Raw genomic sequence first — 25,548 nt, 5'->3', positions numbered from 1 at the left:
TTATGTTGCGGCGTGCTCCCAGCTCGAGTTGTTAGTTGCAGGAAAATGTAACCATCTGTCGAATTACTGGATACCGCAAACAAATTTATGAAAGGGCTGTAAACTCGATGTTCAAACGATTATCTGCATATATCCTATGCTTTGCTTTGTTATTAACTGCTGTAACGATATTTTACGCAGATGGTGATGTTGCTCCAGCCGTGTTCTTGGACGGCAAAAAGCTTGAATTTGAAGTGGAACAGAGGATAGTTGAAGGTAGCACGCTTGTGCCACTCCGTAAGATATCTGAATCACTTGGAGCTACGGTAGCTTGGGAACAAGAAACTATGACGGTAACCGCTACGAAAGATACGACTGAAATCGTTTATACGGTTGGGCATGATTATTACACAAAGAATGGAAAAGCCACCCCTATTGTGGTTGCTGGACATGTTAAAGACGGATCGACGCTTGTACCTCTCCGCTTTGTAGGGGAATCTCTCGGGGCTACAGTCGGATGGGATGGATCCTCCAAGACCATTACTGTCAGCTCGGCAGGCTTCCGGTAAGGCTCCACTCTATAGAGGTGATCCAGAATACAGTCGAAACTCGATCGAGACGGTGACGGCATTGCTTGTGAGAAATAAACTATGCTCCAATGATTTGCAGTAGATTACGAACACGAAGGATAACGTATATACAAAACTATAGAAATATTGGAACTTATACTTATGTGGAATTAGTAATAATAAATTTTGATGGGAATGGTGATTAATATGACCTCAAAGTTAGACGATGATAGAATATTTATGTTTATCAAATTTAAAGATAACAAAGACCATCTCGTTTCACTTCAAAGGGGACAGCTTTATATGAACAATGGAAACTTCTTTAAGGAATTAGAGAAGAAGACCGGGATCCCTGGTGTTGGTGATAAGTACGAACTGGCACAAATATTTAATCAGGTATCTCTTCGTTTTACAAATCCAGAAACGGACGAAACATTTTTAGTTGACGATGCTCAAATGGTTTCGTTTAATATAAATGCTCATATGTTAATGCCTATCTTTTGCATAACACAGGTAGATTCGACATCACTATCAATCGTTAAAGAAAATGATGACTCGGTTGAATGTAAATTAAACTTTGGAGACCAAGATATAGAACAAATCATCAAGGACTTCGGGGAACATGCTCTTCTTATTAATCCTGGGGAATTTACTAAAAGAGTGGATAAAGCTGTCGAAAAGCAGGGTATTCAAACGTACAAAGGGAAAGTAAATTATGAAGACTACAGCGTTAATTCGAAAGAGCGGCTGATAGCTCAACATAACCATGATCCGAACTTTTTTTTCTATAAGCGTAATGAGTTTGCCCATCAAAGGGAATATCGGATTGTGTTGGCTAATAAAAAGTCTGATGTCCCATATGTGTTAGATATCGGTGATATGAGCGATATTTCTTATCTTATTGAGACGAGAAAATTATTTACAGGAGATTTTGTATTAAAGTTATCGCTTGAATAAAGTTTCAACGGGTAACGATAGTTCAACTAACCGCCTCGTATTTAAGGCGGTTTTTCAATTTTGTTTAAAGTACGAAATCAACCAACGCAGGACTGCGAAGCATACCGTTCCGCGTCCAATTACGAATTTTAACGCAAGCTTTTATTCGAGGCTCCAGGTACACGAAATCCTTTTCCTCTCGAGTCACAAGCGATTTACAGACGCTATAAAAGGCCATCTTATGCCGCGGCGAGACGCCCAACTCGATTATACCGGCGGGCCGTAAACGGCCGTCATTACCGGGCACAGACGCCAACCAGCCGAATTCACTTTTACGATAGCCGGTAATGTAAACATCCTCATACTGCCAGTTAATGATCTTTTGCCACGCCGCCGACCGGTTGCTTACGTATATGCTGTTCTTCCGCTTGGCGACTATGCCCTCCATCTTCCGGGCCCGAATTTGTTGGTAAAGCGTCACGCCTTCATCCTCGATGAATGGGATCTTACCGATAAATGGGCAGCACGACAGATCGGCAGCTGAAAGGATCTCTTTCCGGTCCTTAAGCGCCCGGCCGCGCAGATCGATCCCTTTAAAGCGCAGGATATCAAATACCAGGAAATTAACGGGTAAAGCTGCAGATAGCTTTACTATCTTATCCGGTTTCCGTGCTGAGAACCGCTCCATAACCATTTCGAAATCAATCACTCCGGTCTGCGGATCGGTACAAGCGACCTCGCCATCCAGGATGATATCGCCGTCAAACGTAAAGCTCGCGAGCTCTGGATATTGCCGCGTGCAGTCGTTATTGTGACGTGTATAGAGCCTCGTCTGGCCGTTAACGTGCGAGAGAATCAAGCGGTGGCCGTCGATCTTCGGCTCAAAAATGTAATTGTCGTCAGTAAACGGAGCGTGAGCTGTTTCGAGCAGCATCGGGGAAATAAACATAAAAACACCTCTACGTCAATTATAGCGCGTGGCTATAACGTGTAGAGGCGGGATTTACTGGAATATCCTTGATCATCCCGATAGTGAACTGCTTACCAACCAATTTTTAAACTGGAAGTAAATCCCTGTCACTTGACAATGCACCACCTTTTGAAATTAATGATATAAACTTGTCGAATTATGGAAGGGTTTTGCATGCTTTATGGCGAAAGAGGACATGAAATAAAATACATCATGATTTTGGAGGTAGTTGTTTTATGATTTCAAAAGAAAAAGTCAAAGGTTTTATTATGGGAGTTGCTACAACTAGTTTAATCGTGTCCGGAACTGCCGCTTTTGCTGATCCAGTAACGAAAGGAATAACTGCTGTATATAATAATATCAAAATTGTTGTTGACGGCACTACTGTTACACCTAGGGATTCAGAGGGGAATGTTGTAGAACCATTTATTTATGATGGTACGACCTACCTTCCAGTTCGTGCTGTAGCATCAGCATTAAATAAACCTGTAGATTGGGATGGCAAAACGAATAGCATAATTATCGGACAAAGAACCGATGGGACAAGTGTCCCCTTAACATCTTTGAATTACGCGCGAGTTAGTTTCTCCATGAGCAATGTTCATATCAATCAATGGAATAACCAAAAACCTTTCACTCTAGCAGGAAAGCAATATGACACTGGAATCGCCTTTGATTATACGCCTAATTTTCTCGGGGGGAACGACGGCGTTAACTTCGTTTATAATTTAAATTCTCAGTACAAGAAACTTACTGGTGATTTTAGCATTGACGATATATATAAAGATTCAAAAGAAGGGAATACTTTAGTAATTTACGGTGATGGCAAGGAAATATATCGGAGCAAACCCACCCTTCCTGGTGATATTGCTAAAGTGGATGTTGATTTGTCGGGTGTAAATCAAATAAAGATTGTTTTCCTTGGAGTGAGTTCAGGAGCAGTTTTTGGGAACCCACAAATTAGATAATTACTTACCTGCAACAAAAGAAACCATATACCGCAATCGGGTTCTTGAATTCAATATACAAACACGAGGCTGCCACAGGTGGCCTCGTTCGATTACAGAGACGCTGTCTGAATAAGTATCTACGAAAGGGCCAACGTTCACCATCTCATAGCGGATATCCGCGACCATCCCGGCAATGTGCCGGTAGGTTTCGGGCCGTTCCCTAGCGGGCCTCGTCAGGCGGATTGTGTATTTTCCCTTGCCTATGCCGCACGTTGACGACGAGGTTGGAGCGTATCAATCGCTTGACCTCTAAATGTCATGGTCTTTCCAGCCATGAGCCAACCGCCCCAAGTCCTGATTGTCGCGGTATTTTTGAAAACCCTAACTACATCCACATTGCACTCGAACACAGTCGACCATACATGCATTCCTGCTTTGACTTCCATCCCGCATTCCTCCTCGCGTTTACCGTCCGCCGACGCTATATTTAAATCGCACACCTTGAATAAAACCATTCTCTTTTGCAGCCCGCACGATCGCCATGAAATTCAATTTTGTCTCACGTTCCCAGCCGTTTAACCATTCAATGGTTTTGCGTTCCGAATCCGTCAGTTCCCGGCCGATGGCTTGTTCAATATCAGATATGTTCATATTGGCGTTCTCCTCCCGCATTATTTATTCCAAATCGTTCGAATCAGAGCCGCCACCGAAATAACCAATGCCGCAATGCTGATAATCAATGTTGCAGTGCCCATACCGATCGCCTCCTGTTTTATTTTGTAGTGCTTATATGATAAGATTGGGGTGAGAAGGCCGGGTCGAGTCCGACCTTCTCGTGGGAACCTATTTACGTTTGCCTCGGGGGCTGCGTTTTTTGGTTCCTTTTTTGTTTTTCTCACGAACGGCCAGTCTGTAGAGGATGACTGCTGTTACCAGTTGAATGACCGCCGTAAGAAGTCCTACCCAATCTTTCATCTTCTCACCCTTTCAGGAAGTTGTTATTTAACTTCCTAAATATAATATACACTAAATAAAACCTTTTGTAAATAAAATATTTGCTTTTCTAAATATAAAGTTTATAATAGGAACATAATATTTACGAAAGGAGAATGTCCCCTATGGCATTTACTTATAAACCTTTGTGGCATTTACTCGTTGAAAACGATATGACAAAAACCCAATTGCGGGAGAAACTCGGCCTATCTACTGCGACTCTTGCAAAACTGGGTAAAGACGAATATGTATCACTTGAGGTAATCGATAAAATCTGCACGTTATTTAATTGTCAGCCGAATGATGTGATTGAGCATAAAAAGGAGGAGGTATCAGATGAATAAAGTAGCTATTTATATACGCGTCAGCACAGATGAACAAGCCACTAAAGGAAATTCACTTGCCGAGCAGGAAGAACGTCTCCGCGCTTATTGCAAAGCAATGGGATGGGAAGATGTCGTATTGTTTCCCGATGACGGATATTCCGCAAAGGATACCAACAGACCTCATCTTCAGGAAATGTTGTCTAGGGTACGAAAAAAAGAATTCAACATGATCGTTACCACGAAGATAGACCGTCTTTGCCGAAACTTACTCGACCTGCTGACAATAGTGGATGAGCTTAGTTCGTATCAATGTGGTTATGCATCAGCCAGTGAAAGCTTCGACACATCAACGCCTGCTGGTCGTATGGTACTTCAAATTCTAGGTGCTTTTGCAGAATTTGAGCGTGAACGAATCCGTGAAAGGGTAAAAGAAAACATGAAATCGATTGTGGCAAAAGGTGAAAAAGCAGTTTCTCGCCCTTGTTTTGGATATAATATCGAAAATGGTAAATATGTAATCAATGAGGATGAAGCTGCAGTAGTCAGAAATATGGCTGACTACATCCTTCAAGGTATGGGTGCACGTCGGATTATGCAAGCGATAAAAGGCGTTAAAACAAAAGAAGGTAATCCATTCACCGCTGAGGCAATTAACAAACTTTTGAGGCGGGAGACTCTTGCGGGAATGTTTGTATATAACAGGAGATATGTACACAAGGGGAAAGAACTTATTCGCCCGAAAGCAGAATGGATTATTGTTGAAAATCACCACGAACCAATACTTGAAAAAGATTTGTTCGATAAGGTGCAGTTAGCAATGAATGCAAGGTCAACGGGACATAGACAAGCGGATAATGAAAAATGGTTGCTATCTGGTCTTGTATATTGCACTCATTGCGGCAGAAAAATGATTGGTCGAGCAAGAAGCAAACCGAGCGGAAAAGTTTACTACCATTACGTTTGTTCTGGCTACATGAAAAAGGCTGAATGTTTCCATCACTATATTGAACGCGATGAATTCGAAGATAAGGTGATTCAGTCGCTTATCAATGTCCAAGAAATTCATTTTTCTCTAGGTGCGCAAGCTTTTGAAGATAAAAACGAACAATTAGACACTACAGTAGATGTGAAGGGATTAAACGACAGACTGAAAAAGCTCGACAATAAGATGCAGCGGCAGATCGAGCTGTACGAAGATGAAGCTATAAACAAGGATGACTTTAAAATTGCAAGTAAGCGGATTGACAAGGAACGTAATGAAATCCTAACGCAGTTAAAACAAATTGAGGATAACAACTCCGCTCGAATGATCGGGAAATTTGTTTCTTTGGTCGATGATCTAAAGGATGATTTAGTTTCCCAGAATCGCGCATTAATTAAGAACGCAATAAGACTCTCTGTCCAAAGCATAGATGTGACAAACGGATCGCATATAGATATCAAATACCGAATTTTCAGCTAATGCCCTTTATTCACAAGGTATCACTAACATAGTTTTACGATGGCCGAGGAAGGTGACACCCTTCAGCTGCTTCCAATCAAAATTCGGGATTTTGTTCTTCGCCACGAGGAACGTGCCGTCCGTCTGCGTCAGCTGAGCGAAATTGATTACGGGATCGTCGGAGCCTTGCTGGTAAACATAGATCGACGTTTCCGATCCGACAAGCGCGACATCGATCGCGTTCGACAGGAGCGCCGTCATCGTTTTGTCGCCGCCTGCCGTCGTCGTCAGCTCGATTTCAAGCCCTTCGTCCTTGAAAAAACCTTTGGCAATCGCCGCATATTCCGGCGCATAAAAGATCGAACGCGTCACTTCCCCGATCCGCACCTTGGTCGTCTCTTCTTTTTTGCCGCAGGCCGAAACGATCAGCATCACCGCAAGCAATGCAGCCAAGCAGCCCTTCCATGCATGCTTTCTCATCCTTCATTCCCCTCTTGCAGCCATATTTCCGCCGGCCAACGACGCGCCGTTGACGGACGGCATTTGTTCATCTTATGCATCCGCCTATCAGGCGGTTCCGCAAACAAGCCCGTCATCATGGAACTCTGCCGGTGCGACGCTTTATTTGAAGGACATATTTTTGAGTCAAATCAGCTTTCTCCCGATAACGCCAAAACGGCTGCCAGCGGCAGCCGTTCTCATTATTTGGGTGGAGCACATAGATCCGATTAAGCAGGATCTTGCCAGACGGATTGAATGGCTTCCAGCGTATGTTCGACCAGCAGCCTGCCGCCTTCGTCCCCGACCGCCCCGCTTAACAGCTGAGTTCCGTAGCCCCCGCTTGCAATCGCGCTTGCAGTAGGCAAATAACCGCCGCTTCCGCATGTCAGCTGTGAAATGAACGTTTGCTTCGCAGCGCTTCTCGCTTTGATCTGAAGTCCGTATTCCGTATACAATTCGAAAGGATTTGTAACAAGAGCCGAATCCCCTATTCTGAGCACATGCAATTCCATTTGATAAAAAGCATGTTGACGGAGCCGGTGGTAATGATTTTGCACGGCCCAATCGTTGAAAATTTCCATCTGACGAGCAAAACCGAGCGATTCGAAGTAAACGAGGTCATCTTCCTGTGATTCTTTAGCATTCCGGAATGCTTCCCACTGACTTATTGCCCGTTCCGTTTCCTCTTTCTCTACGCGGCGCAAAGGTAAGCTAACGTTCCTGACCCGATGCTTGAGTACGGGATTCGTATCGATTGTCCGGCCTGTCGTTTCCAGTCCCGCTTCCATCGCCCTTACCAAGCTTGTTGCAGCCGCACGGAGCTCCTCGTCGCCCTCCAATTTTCCGTGGGCCTTGTTCCGCATAAGATCCCGGGGTGCCAAATCTCCGGACGCACCGATCGTTCCCAGTACATGGACGCTCGGTCCCCACTTTTGTTTGACCAGCTCCCTCACTTCGCTTATATAATCCGCAGAAATGAAGCTTTCGTGCTCAATGATTTGGGCAGGACAAGCCATATTGACAATGATGCCCGTGAGCTCTATGTTTTGGTCCCAAGTAAACATCATCTCTACGCGATGATCCTCCGGGCCGCCGAAGCCTTTAAAAAAGATCGAATCGACATTCCCGTACATTTTCGCCATTCCGTCATGATACAACACCATGCGATTATGGCCGATCGCCGCGTAGCCCTCCCCCCAGCTCAGCCCTCCCTGCCTGCGTCCCAGCCATGCTTCCTTAACGGCTTCGACGATCCGTCCGATGACCAAATCCGAATATTCGTCCGGCGTCATAATACCCGGATACTCTCTGGGGCATGTCAAAAACGGTCTTACTCTGCTTTCGATAAAGCCCTTTAGAGTAGGAGCGGTATGGGTATGAGTGACGTTCAAAATAACTAGGTCCGAATCCAGTTCGGGAATGTCGTTTCTCAACCTTGCGCGGACGCCTTCCAGTATATGGTCTTCGATACCTACCAAATCGCAGCTGACCATCACCGCCTGTTCGCCATCAGCCCCTTCTATAGCCATTGCTGTAACCATTACCGGGTCCCGAACGCGGTCGGCGATCCGGTCGTGAAATTGCCCGGCTAACAAAACGGGCTTATCGGGCGTAATGCTTCTCATGCCCCAGCCTATTTTAATCGATTCCATACATGATGCCTCTCTTTCCTTATATCCGTTTCAATAAACTTCCGAAGTAAGTCCGCCGTCGACAAACATCGAGCTTCCGGAAATGAACGACGCGTCTGACGAAGCGAGAAAAGCAAGCGCCGAAGCGATCTCTTCCGGTTCGGCTATACGCCGCAGAGGGTAGTGCCGATTGACCTGGTCTCTCGCTTGTTCCGGATCGGACTGATAATCGAAAAACCGCTTGACCATCGGCGTATTGACATCGCCGGGACATAGACAATTCGCACGGATGCCATATGGCCCGTAGGCAACCGCAAGCGATTTGGTGAGCGCGATAATCGCCCCCTTGGTTGCGCCGTACACGCTCAAGTCGGGATCGCCGACGACGCCCAGAACCGAGCTGACCGATAGAACGACGCCGCTGCGCCTGCTCATCATAACGGGCAAGGCGTACTTGCAGCCGAAAAATACGCCTTTGACATTCACTTGCATCATGCGGTCGAATTGTTCCTCCGTGCATTCATGCAGCGGCCCCATAATTTGTGAGGCTGCATTGTTAATCAAAACATCAAGCGAGCCGAAACGGGATACCGTTTCGCCGATCGCCTGCTTCATATCCGATTCGTTTCCGACATCCGCAGCGATTGCCGTGCACTCCCCGCCTTGTTTGCGAATCTCCTCAGCTACCGCTTCCGCACGATTGCCTTCAATATCGAGAACGACAATTCGGGCGCCGCGTTTGGCAAAAAGAAGCGCGGCCGCTTCTCCGATACCGGAGCCCGCTCCCGTAATGAAAACCGTCTTATCGGCTAGATTATCATTCGCCATATGCGCCGACTCCCTATCTTTTACCGTTATTTGAGCAAACGACTAGTTTTTTTGGATCAAATAATACATCGAAGGATAGGTATGGCCTATTTCGAAAGACAGTACGCCGTCTTTCCATTCGGACGGTACTGCGCCGGTAAAAAATCCTTCCGGATTGACAGACCAAACGCGAACGTCCGATTGTTCGGTTTTCAGCCGTATTTTCGCGCGAATGACTTCAACCAGTACCGGAGGTCGTCCGGGCTTAAGCTCTGCAGTGTGATCTTCGTTATAGACTGCTTCGGTATTGTCTGCGCGTCCGATTGCGGTAAGCAGCATATTATCCGAACTTGCGAGCGGATCGTCCGTTAGCGAGCTGATTGCAATCGTTGCAAAATCGGTCTCCGCCTCGATCGACATGCCGGAAAGCTCGATCAAGCCGGCTTGGCCGATGAAGCCGTAAACCGCTTTTGTCCTCGGAGCGTTTATCCAGCCATACCGCTTGACCCAGCTCCGGTACATTTCTCCGGTGTCGGACAGTACCTCGCCTTTCCCTGCATCCACGAGCTCGGTATCGATGGGAATCACGATATCGTCTTCACCGTTTTTCGCCGTCCGGGGTCCCGGAAGCTCGATCGCATATTTATGGCGTTCCGCAAGAAGATCGGTAGCAGGCACGCGGCACATAAAAAAGCTGATCGAATCGTCCGGTCCGGTGCTGTTTAATTCGGGAAGCTTGACCTTGATCCGCTGCTCCCCTTCTTTGACATCGCCCCGCCGCAAGATTAACGCAGCATGATAAAATAATCCGAATTTGGCAGGGTCGTTGAACGTGTCGAAAATCCCGCGGTAAGTAATGCCGTTCAGAGCGATATTCCGTCCTATACGATCGTCCTGATGGGAAGTCGTATACCGGTAAGTATGGATGGCGTAACCCGACCAGCCTTGAAATGCGCCGGCCGCCGCCAGCAGCAAAGGCGTTTCCGCCCGCCATTCGTTCGGCCACGGGCTTTCCCATTCCGATATGAACATAGGTTTGTCCGGCAGCTTCATAAACCCGATCATTGGCAGCATATTGGATTTGTAGGCGGTCATGGGACGATTGTCGATCGAGCTTTGATCCCCTAACCACCAGTAAGCATGGTTGTCGGTGAAATCGGTCGGCGTTTGACATTGCAGCAAAGCGGCATTGAGCGGCCAATTCGTTCCGGCAATCGGAATTTTTACGCCGATGGCACGCAAATGATCGATCATCTCCACATAATACGAAGTTTGAACCTCGCTCAAGAAAGCGGTCATCGTCTCATCGGGCTTGCAGGCAAAGTTGACCTTTTCTCCGGCCGGAACATCCATTCGTTTCCGATCGGCCCACTCCCTGTACATCCCTTCAAGCTCGCTGCGGTATGGCTCCAATACAACGGGTCTGGACTCGTGCAGAAACAAATCATTTTCATTCGTAATGTCCGTCATGACGATTGACGGGTCATCTTTATAAGCCAGCTTCGTGTAGGGGTTATAGTGCGTAAACAACTGCTCGTTGTATTGCTTTTGCAGCTCGATCAATTTCCGGCTGAAATTGCTATACGGTTTGGCGGCTTCCGTCAATTGGCTGGCGTTTTCTACTCCGTCTCCGGATTTGAATTTTCGGTACACCAGCAAATCCATATACATATAGATGCCTTCTTGCTTGAGACAATAAATCAAGTAGTCGAGCCGATCCAAGCTCTCCGGATCCAAGCAACGCGTGTGATCCTTCCTCTCGCCCTTCGTAAACTGAAAAATATTCGGCGTCGACCATTCGGCATCCATCTGATGAAAACGGACCATGTTCACGCCGAACTTTGCAAGCCGTTTCGCTACTTTCTCGCTATGCTCATGGGATGGAAAATTGGCGCCGCTGTTGAAATTCGTCCCCCAGAACCGGGCGGGGGTACCGTCCTCGAATACGAATCGTTCTCCTTGTACGGTCAGAAAGCCGCGTTTGCCTGCCGGTTTCTCATCCTTGAACACAAAGGACAAATCTATCGGCGTATCATGCCATGTAAACGGATAAGGCAGCGTTTCTTTCTCTCTCATTTTTCGTCCCATCTTTCCTCATGATTTCGACTTCCGGCTTCCGGCTTCCGCCCTCAATGGCTTCCGAACACTCCTACTCAACAACGACCAAAGCATATCCGCCCACTTTGGGCAAAGGGATGCGGATATATCCATTTTTTCGTTCAAAAGCGAGCGGCTCTTTCGTCGGCGCCAAATAAACAGCCTTGGCTTCATCCTGTTTCAGCCATACCGCTGCGTCCGTAAGCGTTTGCCAATCCTCGACAATATTGTACTTCCCCCTCGGCTCCGGATGGGTCGTCTTGATATGAATCATCCGCATCCGATCCTTTGCGGTTACCGTTACGCGAGCCGTTGAAGGCATATTTTCGTACTTGATCAACGGATCCGGAAGCAGCTGCTCCAGGCAATATTTCACAACGTTTTTATGCGCCGCCATACCGAATTCGTTATAAGCGGAAAAAATGTTAAAGCAAAACTGAAAAATGTTTCCCGATCTGGCGAGCGCAGGTCTGCCCGCGCTTTTATCCGACGGGGCATAAAAATAACCGTGAAACCCGTCCCAATGCCGGTTGAAATACGGCTGCACGTAATCGGCGACAGCAATCGCGCCGTCCTTCAGCTGCATCTGAATCCCCTGGTTGTAAACGGCGAGCGGCATGTCCGGAATGCCGGCATACTCCTCAAGCATCTTGAAGTACGATTTATTCCACGGATCCGGCCCTTCATATTCCATATTCCAAGCTTCCAAGGCGAACTTGCTCTTCTCGGGATTCAGACCGGCATAACCCGAGCCGATGATGCCCTTTCCTTCTGCCAAATGCTGCTCCAGCTTTGCTTGCAGCACCTCGGATACTGTAAGCTCGTCGGGCAAAATAACGACTTTGTACGGCGACAGATCCATTCGCTCATCGAGGATGTCGTACGTATATTTAAGCTCGCCAAGTATTCTGACAGCGCCATTGTGGTTTTTATCGATAATGCCGCTGGTTGGCGCCAATATCGCAATTTCCGCTACGGCTTTGGCATGATCCGTCCATGGCTCAAGCTTCTCCAGCTCCGCATACACTTCCCCGACCATTCGGTAAACTGCCGGCTCCAGCCCGTAACGGGGGTGCATATGATCACCGACGGATGTCGTTACGGCATTGCTTATGGCATCCCAGCAATCGTTCTGCAGCGAAGCTTTCGTCTTAAGACCTCCGAAATCTCCCCAACTGGCTTGGAAGCGGCCCGTCATATAGAAAACTTGAACGCCGCGGTTGCGGGCATATGCCGCTTGCGCCGGGAAGAAGTCGTATCCCCACAGACCGGGCAAACATTCGATTTCCCAATGCGTGCTAAGTCCTTCCGCTTCGCCGAAGGTTAATCCGTTCAGGAACAGAAACTTCTCGTCTCCGACCAGCTTTTTTACTTTCCGGCAGTATTCGAGCGTCTGTGCTCTGGAGAAGGCATGCACATGCTCGTCGTTCAACGGATCCATACCGCGCATGACCATATCGAAATTGCATTCGTCGCCGTAGCAAGGGTACGGGTGCATGTTGATGCAATCCAGAAAAATGCCGTCCACCGGATAACGGTCGAGAACCTCCTTAATCATGGCAAGCATATAATCGCCGTAGCCCGAATTCAGACACATATTTCGGAAAAAATGCTCCGTCCGGTCTCCGTAAACGACTTGTCCCTCTTTATTCAGAATGCACCAATCCCGATGCTTTCTCGCCATTTCATGGTCCAAGCCCAAATTAAAATAAGCCGTAACGCCGATTCCGAGCTTATGGCATTCCTCCAAGGTTTGACCGAACATATCGAAATGCAAATGCTGATGCTTCACGCCGATGTCCGTCGGATAATAGGCAAAGCCGAGATTGCATTTGGCGAATGCATTGATGTACTCCACTTTCGCCTCTTTCAGCGTTTGTGCAAACGCCTTGGCGTCAAAGTCGGAACCGATATCGGGAATATCGGGAAGCGTATGAAAATCGATATGAACCGCTCTTTTGATATATCTCATCCTGGGGATCCTCCCGCATAAAGTATGTTTACTACAATTGTATCGGATACCGGGCCGTTTGCCGGAACTTTTCGAACCTCATCCCTTTACGCTGCCGAGAACAAGTCCTTTTACAAAGAAACGCTGCAAGAACGGGTACACGATAATGACCGGAAGCATCCCGACTATAATTTGCGCCGTCTTGACGGTTCTTGGCGACACGTTTAACAACTCTGTGAAGCTCGTCACTTTGCTCATATCCGGTTTCACCACGATCGTTTGCAAATACGTCTGCAGCGGATAATGCTCCGGTTTATTCATATAAATCAGTCCGTCGAACCAAGAATTCCAATGATAAACAAGCGTGAACAATCCGATCGTAGCCAATGAGGGAAGCGACAGCGGCAAGTAAATCCGGAACAGCAGCGTCCAATGATCGGCGCCGTCGACGAACGCGGAGTCTTCCAGCTCTTTCGGCAGCCCGCGGAAAAAATTCAGCATAAGCGTAATATTGAATACCTGCAAAGCCCCCGGCAGCACTAACGCCCATATCGTGTCCAGCAAGCCGTAAGTCCGTACGATCATGTAAGTAGGCACGAGTCCTCCGCTGAACAGCATCGTTACAACCAAAAACCAGACATAAAACGTTCGCGGGCGAAACTTTGCAGACTCTTTGGAAAGCGGATAAGCGGTAAGCAATGTCAAGAAGCAGCTTATCGATAGTCCCAATAAAACTCTCCGGACCGAAACCGCAAGCGATCTGCCGAATTTGGGTTCGTCCAAAATGTACGTGTAAGCGTCCCAGCTGAAATCGACCGGCCATAAGCCGACCTTTCCCGTTCCAGCCGCTGCGGGACTGCTCAATGAAAAAGCTAAAATATGAATAATCGGAAGCACGCACAAAATACCGAGAACGAGCAAAAACACGCTTATGACAACGGTTGATACATTTCTTGAAGCTCCTCCGGCTCCCATCGTTTATCCCTCATTTTTAAAAGATTCGGTATCCGGCCAGACGGTAAGCGAGCCAATAGGATAAACCGATCAAGAGAGCGGCGATCATCGATTTCATAAGACCGATTGCCGTTGCTACCCCGTACTGCGCATCCACAAATCCGATCCGATACAACAGCGTATCGATGATATCGCCGGATTGGTAAACGGACGGACTATACAAAATAAACACTTGCTCGAAGCCGGCATTAAGCACGTTGCCCAGGCTTAAAACCCCAAGCAGCACAACGATATGAGCGATCCCCGGCAGCGTAATATGCAGCGTCTGCTTCCAACGGTTGGCACCGTCGATGTATGCCGCTTCGTAGATCGTAGGGTCTATCGCCGTTAATGCAGCCAAATAGATAATGGTAGCGAAACCGAATTCTTTCCAAATGTCGGAGATCACCAGCGTAAATGGAAACCAGGCATTGCTGCCAAGAAAAAAAGCGCCTGGCAATCCGAGACCTTGGATCACCCTGTTAATCACGCCGTTCTCCACGGACAGAATGTCGATGAGTATGCCTCCGATAATGACCCACGACAGGAAATGCGGCAAATAAATCATCGTTTGGACGGATCGAACCAGCACTTTATTTTTGATTTCATTAAGCAATAATGCGCAAACGATTGGTACGATCAGCCCGGCGCCGATTTTCATCAATGCGATAAAAACCGTATTGTACATCACTTGATAAAAGTCCGGCATGTTGAACATATACGTAAAGTTGTCGAAGCCGACCCAAGTCGACTTGAAAAATCCGCGGTTCGGGATGAATCTTTGAAAAGCGATTACGATTCCGCTCATCGGAATATAAGAAAACAAAATGGCGAAAAAAACAGCGGGAATAAGCATGATGTGAAGCTGCAAATTCATTTTCCAACGTTTCGAATTCACTCGGGCAACCTCCAGAACCGCATTCCGTCAAAAGGAAGGGAGGAAGATGGCAATCGTCCGCCTCCCTTTGTTCATTCCTTTACTTATTTAACTCTTTCGTAATCTCGTCGCCGCCCTGCTTCTTCCAATCGGCAACGAATTTGTCGAACTCGTCAATACCGGCTTCGCCCAGGATGATTTTGGTATAGAGAACTTCCTCCATCTTGGTAAGCGTAGGCATTTTTTGCGACATGGTCGGCGTGGACGATACCTTTAACGGCGTTGTAACCGTCAGCTTATTTTTAAAATAATAGTCCAGCACTTCGGCGCCGCTGTCCGGCGTGCCGAATGTCGCTTGATACATCCAGCCGGTTTGTATCTCCGCTTTTTTCGTGTTTTTGGGGTCTTTGAAATAATCGTAAATCCCCTGCAAATATTGCTTCTCGTTAAACGTATGCTTTTTCTCGTCCGGCTGCTCTTTGGCCAGCATCGCGGCTTTAACGGTCCGGTGCTCGTTTACCTGCATCATCGGCGAATTGAATTGGAGTATCGTATACTGCCAATACAACGTTCCGGTTTCCGGATTGGAGGAATAGTTCGGTCTTGCATTTTTCTGCTCGTTGGTAAAAAAGTTTGCAAACCTCATGACGACTTCAGGGTGTTCGTAACCTTTGCGCACCACCCAGAATCTGTTAGCGGTCGGGCCGACATAAGCTTTGGCAGGCTGATCGTCGAAAGACGGCATCGGATAAGCGCGAAGATCCGCATCCGGATTATTGGCCACCAGATCGCTTGGCGTTCCGAATGCAAGGCCGAAATTGCCGTAGAGCATGCCGAGCTTGCCGGAAACAAGCGCCTCGACGACTTTGCCGGAATCCTTCACGCCGAACTCCGCATCGATCAGACCGGCTTTATACATGTCTGCCAGCTTCTGCAAAGCGGGCTTCATCTCCGGCTGAATGCCGCCGTAAACCGTTTTGCCGCTGCCGTCTTTGACCCATTGGAACGGATACGCATGGAAGCCGTTAAAAAAGCCGTTCAGCTGCTGCAGCTCCTTGGATACGCCCAGCCCGTACGTACCCTTTACCCCATCCGGATTATTTTTAACAAACTCGGAAGCGATATGGGCGACATCGTCCATCGTCTTGGGAGGCTGCAAGCCGAGCTTGTCCAGCCAGTCCTTGCGGATCCATAATACGTTCGAAGTCCAGAACCCTTGCGTAGTCGCAGGGAAAGCGTACAGCTTTCCGTTGACTGTAGCGGCATCTATCGAATAACCGCCGTCCTCGTCCACTATTTTTTTGGTATCCTCGCTTACGTAGTTTTTATATACCTCCGTTAAATCTTCAATCATATCCGCTTCAACGAGATTTCTTAGTTGAACGCCGTCCACCGCGAATAAATCGGGAATATTGCCGGAGGAGATGGCTACATTCGATTTGGCCGTGTATTGATCCGAAGGTACGACCCACTCGTTAATTAATTTGACCCCTAATTCTTTCTCGTATAAATCGTAAATCAGATTCTTATCGATAGATTGACCGGGATCGTACTTGTAATTGTCTTCCGTTCTTCCAATTTTCAGTTCAATGGCCGGCTCGAATTTACCCAGCGGCTCGAAGGATACCTGCTTTCCTTCGCTATTTTCACCGCTTGTTTGCTTTTCTTCGCTGCTGCGGCAAGCGCTAAGCGTTGCAGCCGATAATGCGGCAACAAGCATGACGGTTATTGCGAGTTTGCTTCTTCGCTTCTTCAACGATCATTCCCCCTAATTGTTTCCACTCGAGTGTATACCGTTACTTTAAGTGAATCGGTATCCCTGAACAAGGGACAATCCTTGTCATCCTGCGCACTCTGTTGCTATTCTATTGCCCATTTATTTTTTACCAATTATGATGGTAGTGAATGAAAGGGGCGCTCTTTTGCATGATAAATATTTCCAATTTATTTCCTTTCAGATACGGTATTTTTCTTAAGCTGTTGACTACCTTTCTTATGGTTTGCATCCCTATTTATTTAATCGGCACATTGATGAGCAAATCCGGCGTCGATATTATTCGACAGCAAGTTCTGGTCCTCATGAAGCAAAAATCGGATTATTTCGTGTCCTCCATGGAATCGGAATTAAAAAACGTGCTGCAGCTGCAGGAAAACTTTCTTAAGGATTCTGATTTGCAGATGATCAGCATCCGCTCGGATACGCTTCGTCCCTACGAAAAAACGAAAACGATCAACGATTTGCATTCCAAGCTTATGACTCTTGCTGCATCCAGCAGATATATTAAAGAGGCGTTCGTCCTCATGCCCAATCTGGAGCGGCGGCTCTCATCGGTTACCGGACATACCGAAATGGACCCGCAGGAGCTGAACGATTTTCTTTCACGCAGACCGGCACGTTCCGGCATCGTCGCTCTGGACGATCGTCTCTTTATTCCGATGGGTTTCCCCTATTTGACCAATAGCCAATTTCTGCTCGTCATTGAACTGTCCGTCGATAAAATCAGCAAGGATCTTGCCGACATGAACGAGCAAGGAACCGGCGTTTCGTACCTCATGTCCAACGGTAATACCGATCGGTTCCTAATTCCTTCTATCGATGTTCCGGCAGGGAACACGCAGCTTATCACACATACAACCGGCATAGACAGTTCATTATTCAAGCTGGACGGCATCTCGTATCTCCGCTTCGCCAAGCCTTTTCTCGCTTCCGGGTGGACGCTTGTGACGATCGCCGAGGAAGATGAAATGCTGAAGCCCGTACATGCATTCAAAAAATGGTCGACCATGCTCTACATCATATCCATCTTTGTTATCGTCATTGTCTCTTACTTGCTGCTGCGCTTCATTCACAAGCCGCTTCGCAAATTAATGCAAGCTTTCAAGAAGGTCGAGATCGGTCAATTCGATATTAACCTGCAGCATCTCAACAAGGATGAATTTCACTATTTGTACAATCAATTCAATCAAATGACGGCCAGGCTCAAGTTTCTCGTTCAGCAAGTATACGAGCAGACGATCCGATCGCAGAGAGCGGAGCTTAAACAGCTTCAATCGCAGGTAAATCCTCATTTTCTGTACAATAGTCTGTATATTTTATACCGGATGGCGCAAGAGGAAGATTTTGAAGGCGTTTCCGCAATGTCCAAGCATTTAGGCGAGTACTTTAAATTCATTACGCAGAACAAAGACGATTTCGTTTCGCTGGAAAAGGAGCTGCAGCATGCCAAGGTTTACGCATCGATCCAACAGATTCGCTTCGGAAGCAGAATCTCCATCCAGTTTGATGAGCGAGGATCGCTTCAATCTTGGGAAGTTCCTCGTCTGATCGTCCAGCCTTTTTTGGAAAATGCAATCGTTCACGGTCTGGAGGATGTTTACGAAGGCAAAATCCATGTTCGCGTTGAAGCGAATCCCGGAAGTCTGACAATTGAAATTGAAGATAACGGCAAAGGCGCACCGCCCGAGCTGCTTAGGAAATGGGAAGAAGCCGGCGCGCTGGAGCATGAATTCAGCGATCATGCGCTTTGGAACGTGCACCGCCGCTTGCAGCTGCGCTATGGCAAAGGCAGCGGAATACGGCTGCGAACGAATCCGTTAGGCGGACTAATCGCAGCGCTTATTCTTACAACAGAAGGAGCGGTTACATATGAATAATGTCCTGCTGATCGACGACGAGCCGATTATCGTTGAGACAACTTACAATATGCTGAAAAGAATCGAGCATTTGGACCTCATCGTGTGGAAGGCCCATTCGGCTCACGAAGGCCTGGACATTATGCGGAACAATCGGATCGATATTCTGATTACCGACGTCCGTATGCCGATCATGACTGGGCTCGAGCTGATCAAGCATGTCAGAAAGCAATGGAGCAGGTGCAAAGTCATCTTCCTATCCGGATATTCGGATTATGAATATTTGCAAACCGCCCTGCAGCACCATGCATTCGATTATTTATTAAAGCCGGTTGAGGATGAAAAGATCGTCGAAACGGTTCAGCGGGTCATTGCGGAGATCGATGCGGAATTGCAGATGAACGATATTATGTCGCAAGCCGAAACCCAACTGCAGAAAGCGAATTATTTGCTGCAAAAAGATTTTTTTGAAGCGCTGTTCGACGGTGCCCCTCAATCGCTTGACTTCATCACCGGAGAATTGCAATCGCTTCACATCCCGCTTGAACCGAATGAGAATGTGATTTTGATGATGGGGAGAGTGGACCGTTGGCCGCAGCATTTTCCGCTTAAAGACAAGCTTCTGCTGCAATATGCGATAAATAATATTGTGGAGGAATTTTTGCTCGAGGCATGCAGGATCGTTCCGGTCACGGACGACCGTTATTTGGTCTGGTTTATTCAGCACCGGACCGTGGAGCAATCGGGGGACCTGTACGATATAGAAGAGAAGCGGGATCCGGTCCGCCTGCAATGGTACATTAACGAGCTGCTTGAAAAAATACAGCATTCCGTCCAGCAATATTTGCAGCTCCCGGTCTCATTCATTTTATCCAAGCCGAATGTAGGCTGGCTTCACATTCACCATGCCTACAAGGAAATGGCCGAATGGATGCAGCGGGGAATCGGGCTCGATGAAGGCATCATATGGGTCGAGAAAGCCGGCGACATGCTGCTGCAGAACGGCGAGCAAGAGCTATTGCCCAAAGATATCAAGCGGTATATCAACCAGCTAACGAATACGCTCGAATCAGGAGATAAAAAAGAGTTCAACCGCACATTGGCCGATTTTATCCGTATCACGCAAAAAGCCGTTTTTCTCGATTTCACGCTGCAAATGGAAATATTCGCGCACCTTTCCGCGATGTATCTGTCTTTTATTAACGCCAGGAAAATTTCGCGGGTCATCGGCGGCGAACTTGATCTGACCCTACTTTCCAACTACAATTCGTTCGCTCATTGGTCCGCTTTTGAGGATTTTTGCATACGCTTGTCCGAAGCGCTGTTCTCCCATACGGAGCTCGAAAAAAGGGATCAAAAAAAAGAAATTGCAGAAAAAGTGGACGCCTACATTGTGAAATACATCAATCAAAACATTACGCTGGACCAGATTTCAAAGCATTTTCATTTAAGCCCTTACTACCTGTCGCGGCTATATCACGCCGAAAAAGGGATTCCGTTATCGGAACGCATGAAGCTGCTTAAGCTGACGCAAGCGAAAGAACTGCTGCTCATGGAAGGGAAAAAGATACATGAAGTCGCACTGGAGCTCGGGTTCTACAACGTTTCATACTTCGGCAAGTTTTTCAAAAAAAACACGGGCATCACGCCGCAAGAATACAAGTTGAACAATACGTGACTCGAAGAAGGCAAATCATACGTTCGTTTTTCCCTCCCCTAACGGAAACAAGAAAAACCGTCCGGAAATCGCGGACGATCCTTTGGTGCATGGCTATACGTTTGCGCGTGGGGGAGGTAGTGGATAGGGGCTTTCAACCGCTGATATCGTGTGATCTGGAATTGGTTTTGAGGGTATCACACGATTTCAAAGGCGGCCCATTACGTCTTTTCCAAACCGCCCCCGATCGATCACGGACGGTTCAACCCTCTTTTGAAAAAGCACCCGCATTCATGATGAATGCGGGTGCTTATCGCTCGACTACGCTTGGGAAGTCTATATCCCTGTAGCCTTAAGGACGTCGGAGTCGTTTATTATTGGCTTACAGCTTGTAAATATCTTTGTACTTCTCTTCCAGATAAGCTACCAGATAATCCGGATTCAGCGGCTCCCCGGTAACGTTCCGAATGATTTCCGCAGGATCGAGCAGCTTTCCGTGCTGATACACCTTCTCCGTCAGCCACTCCTTGATCGGGGCAAGCTCGCCCTTTTCGATTTTGTCGTCGAAATCCGGCATTTCCTTCATCAGTGTATGACGGATTTGGGCCGCATACATATTGCCAAGCGAATATGACGGGAAATACCCGAATGATCCGCCGGACCAATGAACGTCCTGCAGGACGCCTTCTTCGTCATTCGACGGCTCTACGCCCAGGTACTCCTTGTATTTGGCGTTCCAGAAGCCCGGCAGGTCCGCCGCTTTAACGGCCCCGCTGAACAGCGCTTTCTCGATTTCGTAGCGTATCATAATATGTAAATTATAAGTAAGCTCGTCGGCTTCGATGCGGATCAACGAAGGCTTCGCTTCGTTAATGGCCCGGTAAAAGTCTTCCGCAGTCACGTTATCGAGCTGTCCCGAGAATGTTTGCTGCAGCTCGCCCATGTAACGGCGCCAGAAGGAACGGCTGCGGCCGACCATGTTTTCCCAGAACCGGGATTGCGATTCGTGAATGCCCATCGACGTTCCCGTGCACAAATTGGTCCCTAGCAGCTCGGACGAAATGTTCTGTTCATATAACGCATGGCCGCCCTCATGAATCGTTCCGAACAAGGCGGTCAGCAGATCGTTCTCCACGAACTTCGTCGTAATGCGAACATCGCCGGGGTTCAAGCCCGTCGCGAACGGATGCACCGTTTCATCCAGCCTGCCCGCTTCAAAATCATAACCCATTTCGCGCAAAATATGATGATTGAACGATCTCTGCGTTTCTTTAGCGAAATTCTGATCCAGGAACGAAGTGTCGAGCTTGTTCGGCGACGCTTGAATCGCTGCAACAAGCGGTACAAGCTTCTCGCGCAGCGCTCCGAACAAAGCGTCCAGCTTGTCGACGGTCATGCCGAGCTCATACATATCGAGCAGCGTATTGTATTTATGTCCTTCATAACCCCACAGCTCTATAAATTCGAGATTGGTTTCCACGATTTTCTCCAAATACGGCTGGAACATCGCGTAATCGGCTTTGTCCTTCGCTTCCTCCCAAACGGATTCCGACTGCGAGGTAAGGACGACGTACGCCTCGAATTTTTCCGGAGGTATTTTTTTACTGCGATCGTATTCTTTCCGGCATTCCCGAACGATTTTGCGATCGATAGCGGACAGCTGCGCAAGACGGTCTTCTCTGTCCAAATAATCAAGATAACCGCCCATTTCGTCGGATACCGACAAACGGAACATTTCGCCGGACAATACGCCGACAACTTCGGAACGGCCCTCCACGCCTTTTTTGGGCAGTCCCGTGCGCATATCCCAATAAATGAGACCTACCGCTTCCTCATAGCTTTTGATCTTTTTGACGAGCGCCCTAAGCCCGCTTATTTGTGTTTGCAATTCGCTCATGCAAAACGCCTCCTTCGGCATCGATTCTGTCAGCGATCGTGATGGACCTACAATTCGATCTTACTGATTTCGCCGCGCAGAAGCAAATTTTGGACGAACGGCAAACATCAGCGTCAAGGAAAGAACCCCGTACCGCATTTTACGAAGCGGCGCTTTGTGTTAAAATAGCTAGTAAAGGAGAGAAAAACCATGCAAATTACGTTTACGGAAGCGGCGTTGAACGAAACGAGCCGGCGTTTGGGCGATAAGCCTTTTCGACTCAAGCTCGTGTACGATTCGGAAGGCTGCGGCTGTGCGGTAAGCGGCGTTCCCGCTTTATGGGCCGAATCCCCCGATATCGGACAAACCGTCCATCCGGAATCGGCTGCAGCGGCCAATACCGTTTTCCCGGTTTTGTTCGAGCAGCGTCATGAAGTTTTTTTCGAGGATCGCCTGACGATCGACTATCAGCCTGCGAAGCTTGCTTACCAGCTGAAAAGCGATAGCCAAATATATACCAACTCGATGAAAATGATCGACCGTAGGCCAGTGTGAAACCTGTTGGCGGCCAAGAGCCGGGCTTACGCTCAACCGGCCAAGCAATTCAAAATCTTATACTACTGGAAAGGTCTGAACCTCATGTCCGAACAATTATCAAGATTATTGTCCTTTAACGAAAGCTTTGTCGCGAATAAAGACTACGAGCAGTACCGCACCGACAAGTTTCCTGACAAAAAAATGGTCATCCTTACCTGTATGGACACGCGGTTAGTCGAATTGCTGCCTAGAGCGCTTAATCTCAAAAACGGCGACGCCAAAATCATCAAAAACGCCGGCGCCATCGTCTCCCACCCATTCGGCAGCGTGATGCGGAGTATTATTGTCGCCATCTACGAGCTGAACGCTTCCGAGGTGCTCGTCATCGGTCACCATGATTGCGGGATGACCGGACTCAACTCCGATTCCGTTCTTGAGAAAGCCAAAGCGAACGGCGTCAGCGACAAGGTGCTTTCCACGCTAAGCCATTCCGGCATCGATTTGTCCCGCTGGCTCACCGGATTCGATCACGTACAAGAAGCGGTCGTCAAAAGCGTAGGCATCATCAAAAACCACCCGCTTCTTCCGGCAGGCTTGCCCGTTACCGGCCTGATCATCCATCCCGTTACCGGAAAGCTGGATGTAATCACGGAAACAACTTCCTGATCGAAAACGTCAAAAAGAGACGTCCGCTTTCATGCGGAAAGTCTCCTTTTGCGTTTTGAGCTGAACATTCATTTGCCAGCTACCTGGCAACGTCTTATTCAACTATAGGGACGGTATTTACACGATCCGTGTGAGCGGCTCCCGCCGCTGCGGTCTCTCCTGCATTCCTTTTTGCCGCCGCTGTTGTCCTTGCCCTTCTTCGAAAGCAGCAGCAGCAAGGCGAGAATCAAGTTTTGTTGATCCTGGCCGTTGTTAACGTTGTTGATGTTGTTATTGATAATGTTGGGATTGACATTGTTATTCGTGTTGCGATTCTCGTTATGATTGGTGTTTTTGTTCGTGTTGTGATTGACATTGTGATTGATGTTGCGATTTATGTTGCGGTTCGCATTTTTATTGGCGTTTTTGTTATGATTGCCGTTATTGTTTCCGCTCCGTTTGCAGCGTTTGCGCATGGGACGTTTTTTGAAGCATTTTTTTGGCACACCCACCGTTCCTTCCCCCCATATAAAACAACTTACTAGATTAATATGAAGGAATTCTAGCAAACGGAACGGCTTTCTACTGTTTATCAGCAAAAATGCCTGCAATCTTTGTTATCCTTTAATGCCTCGTTTCTCTTTGCAGCTGTTTGAGCGCTTGCTGCCGCTCTCTTTCTTTAATGACCTCGGAACGGTCGCGCCGCGTATGTCTGTCGAGCAGCTCCCGATTCGTCATTTCGCTTGCCGAATGCCAAACGAGTCCTTGGCTTCGGCATACGTCGATGCAAGCCTGCTCCAGCTCCTTATGGACTAAAGGAATATTCATATCTGCATAATTTTTAATCGAGGACCCGTGAAGCATAGCGGAACGATCCCGGAGCAGAGGCAATAACTTGGCAGCATCGATGCCCAGCTCGTAAATCCGTTCGTCCGACAGTTTGCCGATCGCGCTTTTCATCATTTTAGCCGCGCCTGCGATATTGCCCCGCCTTTCATGATAAAGCGCTACGGCCAATTGGATCAAACCGACCCACAAGTCGCTGTAAGGGCTGTCGGGCACTTCCTTCCAGTACTCCTCTAGAAGCTCGTGGCATTCGAAAAAATCGCGTTTTGCATGAAACTCAACCAAATAACTTACGTAGGCTTCGGGATATTCCCGCATCAGAAACTCCCTCTCTCGCGCTCTCTTCCGAAAAAAAAACATATCCGTAAAACTATTGTAACAAAACGGGATAATTTATGAAACCGTTGCCCATCCTACACGTATGTATATTGTGGATGTCTATTACCAAAATCCATAGACTACTTGGGAGGGTACCATGAAAAAGTTTTTTCTAGTCATCTTGTCTTGTATGCTGTTCGTGACTTTCGCCGGAGTCAATACGGCGGACGCCAAACCGAAAGCAAGCTACAAGTCGAACAGCGGCAGCTACAAAGCTCCTGCTAAAGACAACGCGGTTAAATCCGACTCGGGGACAACGAACACAAAAACGAACGGCACCACAAACGGCTCGACAACGACGCCGACCAAATCCGGCGGATTTTTCAGCGGCGGCGGATTCATGAAAGGAATGCTCGTCGGCGGACTGGCAGGCATGCTGTTCGGCTCGATGTTCGGCACCGGCTTCCTCGGCAATATGATCGGATTTATGGTTAATATGCTCGCGATTATCGCCGTCGTATTCGTGATTATCCGCATCGTTGCGTACTTCCGCGATCGCAAGAAGCAAAAACCGGATCAGAGGTTCCAGTAATGCGTCTTAGCGAACAAGATATTATGAATGCAATATGCATGCATATTGCGGAGCGCAAGCAGCTGCGTCCGGAGCAAGTAAGCGTGCAGCTGATGTACGACGAAGATCTGGGCTTCTCTGCCGAAGTAACCGCTGAAGGCAGAAGCCAGTATTTGATCGAAGCAAGCATGAAAGAAGCGATCGAACGTTATTTATTGAATGTTTACAATACGCGCGCATTCCGCAGTCAGATCGAACTCGACATCGAGGAAGAAATGATTGCGATCATCCACGATTAGCGCGCTTAAGCAAGGGCTGCCCCATACTGTGGGGCAGCCCTTGTGTGTTTATTTCTTCCATATCGCGCCTCCGCAACAAATCTCGCATTTCTACGTTTAATAGAATAGAGCCCGATGAAAGCAATAATTCGGTCCGGCTCCGTTT

At 47.7% G+C, this 25,548-nt stretch carries 26 protein-coding genes and 1 pseudogene; 13 read left to right on the top strand and 14 right to left on the bottom strand.

Features of this window, described 5'->3' with window-relative positions; genetic code table 11:
* The first annotated feature begins 107 nt into the window (after positions 1-107).
* From DQG23_RS24050 to DQG23_RS24040, 3 genes are all read left to right on the top strand, one after another.
* Complete coding sequence (locus DQG23_RS24050) at positions 108-548, top strand: copper amine oxidase N-terminal domain-containing protein (RefSeq protein ID WP_113033428.1); 441 nt, start codon at positions 108-110, stop codon at positions 546-548.
* A 27-nt stretch (positions 549-575) separates the two neighbouring features.
* Positions 576-626 carry an excalibur calcium-binding domain-containing protein gene (locus tag DQG23_RS43815; protein WP_113033573.1) on the top strand — a complete coding sequence of 17 codons (51 nt, stop codon included), beginning with the start codon at positions 576-578 and terminating at the stop codon, positions 624-626.
* 225 nt (positions 627-851) lie between these two features.
* A complete protein-coding gene (locus DQG23_RS24040) occupies positions 852-1,505 on the top strand; it encodes a hypothetical protein (RefSeq protein WP_146762368.1) in 654 nt (217 codons plus the stop codon).
* A 64-nt stretch (positions 1,506-1,569) separates the two neighbouring features.
* On the opposite strand, the gene DQG23_RS24035 is transcribed toward DQG23_RS24040, so the two are convergent.
* Positions 1,570-2,433 carry an ATP-dependent DNA ligase gene (locus DQG23_RS24035; protein ID WP_113033426.1) on the bottom strand — a complete coding sequence of 288 codons (864 nt, stop codon included), beginning with the start codon at positions 2,431-2,433 and terminating at the stop codon, positions 1,570-1,572.
* 257 nt (positions 2,434-2,690) lie between these two features.
* Between DQG23_RS24035 and DQG23_RS24030 the strand changes: the two genes are divergently transcribed.
* Complete coding sequence (locus DQG23_RS24030) at positions 2,691-3,422, top strand: stalk domain-containing protein (RefSeq protein WP_113033425.1); 732 nt, start codon at positions 2,691-2,693, stop codon at positions 3,420-3,422.
* A 242-nt stretch (positions 3,423-3,664) separates the two neighbouring features.
* On the opposite strand, the gene DQG23_RS24025 is transcribed toward DQG23_RS24030, so the two are convergent.
* From DQG23_RS24025 to DQG23_RS43470, 3 genes are all read right to left on the bottom strand, one after another.
* Positions 3,665-3,850, bottom strand: coding sequence for a hypothetical protein (locus DQG23_RS24025; RefSeq protein WP_113033424.1), 186 nt, complete (start codon positions 3,848-3,850; stop codon positions 3,665-3,667).
* 19 nt (positions 3,851-3,869) lie between these two features.
* On the bottom strand, positions 3,870-4,055 hold the full coding sequence (locus DQG23_RS24020; protein WP_113033423.1) for a hypothetical protein: 186 nt from the start codon (positions 4,053-4,055) through the stop codon (positions 3,870-3,872).
* A gap of 192 nt (positions 4,056-4,247) precedes the next feature.
* Entirely contained in the window at positions 4,248-4,379 is a 132-nt protein-coding gene (locus tag DQG23_RS43470) for a hypothetical protein (RefSeq protein WP_272949066.1), read from the bottom strand.
* 143 nt (positions 4,380-4,522) lie between these two features.
* Here DQG23_RS43470 and DQG23_RS24015 point away from each other — a divergent pair, with 143 nt between their 5' ends.
* The gene (locus tag DQG23_RS24015; RefSeq protein WP_113033422.1) at positions 4,523-4,741 is read left to right on the top strand and encodes a helix-turn-helix domain-containing protein; all 219 of its coding nucleotides are present in this window, start codon (positions 4,523-4,525) and stop codon (positions 4,739-4,741) included.
* A complete protein-coding gene (locus DQG23_RS24010) occupies positions 4,734-6,185 on the top strand; it encodes a recombinase family protein (RefSeq protein WP_113033421.1) in 1,452 nt (483 codons plus the stop codon). Before DQG23_RS24015 ends, DQG23_RS24010 begins: the two co-directional genes overlap by 8 nt.
* A gap of 33 nt (positions 6,186-6,218) precedes the next feature.
* Here DQG23_RS24010 and DQG23_RS24005 read toward each other — a convergent pair.
* The 8 genes and pseudogenes from DQG23_RS24005 to DQG23_RS23970 all read right to left on the bottom strand — a co-directional run.
* Positions 6,219-6,596 (bottom strand): annotated as a pseudogene (locus DQG23_RS24005) (ABC transporter substrate-binding protein); the annotation flags it as partial.
* A 296-nt stretch (positions 6,597-6,892) separates the two neighbouring features.
* Positions 6,893-8,317: a hypothetical protein gene (locus DQG23_RS24000; protein ID WP_113033419.1), complete on the bottom strand. Its 1,425-nt coding sequence runs from the start codon at positions 8,315-8,317 to the stop codon at positions 6,893-6,895.
* Positions 8,318-8,347: 30 nt separating this feature from the next.
* On the bottom strand, positions 8,348-9,124 hold the full coding sequence (locus tag DQG23_RS23995) for an SDR family NAD(P)-dependent oxidoreductase (RefSeq protein WP_113033418.1): 777 nt from the start codon (positions 9,122-9,124) through the stop codon (positions 8,348-8,350).
* Positions 9,125-9,166: 42 nt separating this feature from the next.
* Positions 9,167-11,179 (bottom strand): glycoside hydrolase 5 family protein, encoded by a 2,013-nt coding sequence (locus tag DQG23_RS23990; protein ID WP_113033417.1) that lies wholly within the window; start codon positions 11,177-11,179, stop codon positions 9,167-9,169.
* Positions 11,180-11,252: 73 nt separating this feature from the next.
* Positions 11,253-13,172, bottom strand: coding sequence for an alpha-L-fucosidase (locus DQG23_RS23985; protein WP_113033416.1), 1,920 nt, complete (start codon positions 13,170-13,172; stop codon positions 11,253-11,255).
* Between the two features lie 78 nt (positions 13,173-13,250).
* Positions 13,251-14,126, bottom strand: coding sequence for a carbohydrate ABC transporter permease (locus tag DQG23_RS23980; RefSeq protein ID WP_113033415.1), 876 nt, complete (start codon positions 14,124-14,126; stop codon positions 13,251-13,253).
* A gap of 16 nt (positions 14,127-14,142) precedes the next feature.
* The gene (locus DQG23_RS23975; RefSeq protein WP_238178007.1) at positions 14,143-15,042 is read right to left on the bottom strand and encodes an ABC transporter permease; all 900 of its coding nucleotides are present in this window, start codon (positions 15,040-15,042) and stop codon (positions 14,143-14,145) included.
* Between the two features lie 79 nt (positions 15,043-15,121).
* On the bottom strand, positions 15,122-16,777 hold the full coding sequence (locus DQG23_RS23970; RefSeq protein WP_113033414.1) for an extracellular solute-binding protein: 1,656 nt from the start codon (positions 16,775-16,777) through the stop codon (positions 15,122-15,124).
* A gap of 170 nt (positions 16,778-16,947) precedes the next feature.
* Here DQG23_RS23970 and DQG23_RS23965 point away from each other — a divergent pair, with 170 nt between their 5' ends.
* Entirely contained in the window at positions 16,948-18,675 is a 1,728-nt protein-coding gene (locus tag DQG23_RS23965) for a sensor histidine kinase (protein ID WP_158560665.1), read from the top strand.
* Positions 18,668-20,332, top strand: coding sequence for a response regulator (locus tag DQG23_RS23960; protein ID WP_113033412.1), 1,665 nt, complete (start codon positions 18,668-18,670; stop codon positions 20,330-20,332). The genes DQG23_RS23965 and DQG23_RS23960 overlap by 8 nt, the downstream gene beginning before the upstream one ends.
* Positions 20,333-20,693: 361 nt before the next feature.
* On the opposite strand, the gene DQG23_RS23955 is transcribed toward DQG23_RS23960, so the two are convergent.
* The gene (locus tag DQG23_RS23955; protein WP_113033411.1) at positions 20,694-22,208 is read right to left on the bottom strand and encodes a carboxypeptidase M32; all 1,515 of its coding nucleotides are present in this window, start codon (positions 22,206-22,208) and stop codon (positions 20,694-20,696) included.
* A gap of 189 nt (positions 22,209-22,397) precedes the next feature.
* Between DQG23_RS23955 and DQG23_RS23950 the strand changes: the two genes are divergently transcribed.
* From DQG23_RS23950 to DQG23_RS41880, 3 genes are all read left to right on the top strand, one after another.
* Positions 22,398-22,742, top strand: coding sequence for an iron-sulfur cluster biosynthesis family protein (locus DQG23_RS23950; protein ID WP_113033410.1), 345 nt, complete (start codon positions 22,398-22,400; stop codon positions 22,740-22,742).
* An 84-nt stretch (positions 22,743-22,826) separates the two neighbouring features.
* A complete protein-coding gene (locus tag DQG23_RS23945) occupies positions 22,827-23,390 on the top strand; it encodes a beta-class carbonic anhydrase (RefSeq protein WP_113033409.1) in 564 nt (187 codons plus the stop codon).
* Positions 23,391-23,623: 233 nt separating this feature from the next.
* Positions 23,624-23,914, top strand: coding sequence for a hypothetical protein (locus DQG23_RS41880; RefSeq protein ID WP_146762367.1), 291 nt, complete (start codon positions 23,624-23,626; stop codon positions 23,912-23,914).
* Positions 23,915-23,993: 79 nt separating this feature from the next.
* Here the strand turns inward: DQG23_RS41880 and DQG23_RS23935 are convergent, their stop codons facing one another.
* Entirely contained in the window at positions 23,994-24,533 is a 540-nt protein-coding gene (locus DQG23_RS23935) for a DUF309 domain-containing protein (RefSeq protein WP_113033407.1), read from the bottom strand.
* A 157-nt stretch (positions 24,534-24,690) separates the two neighbouring features.
* Between DQG23_RS23935 and DQG23_RS23930 the strand changes: the two genes are divergently transcribed.
* Entirely contained in the window at positions 24,691-25,125 is a 435-nt protein-coding gene (locus DQG23_RS23930) for a hypothetical protein (RefSeq protein ID WP_113033406.1), read from the top strand.
* Positions 25,125-25,403, top strand: a complete 279-nt coding sequence (locus tag DQG23_RS23925; protein ID WP_113033405.1) for a DUF2653 family protein — start codon at positions 25,125-25,127, stop codon at positions 25,401-25,403. Before DQG23_RS23930 ends, DQG23_RS23925 begins: the two co-directional genes overlap by 1 nt.
* Positions 25,404-25,548: the final 145 nt, after the last annotated feature.

It is taken from the genome of Paenibacillus contaminans, from assembly GCF_003285015.1.
In the GTDB taxonomy this organism is placed as follows: Bacteria; Bacillota; Bacilli; order Paenibacillales; family NBRC-103111; genus Paenibacillus_V; species Paenibacillus_V contaminans.
Note: the sequence above shows the minus strand (reverse complement) of the source record. Positions and strands in the feature narration are given on the sequence as shown.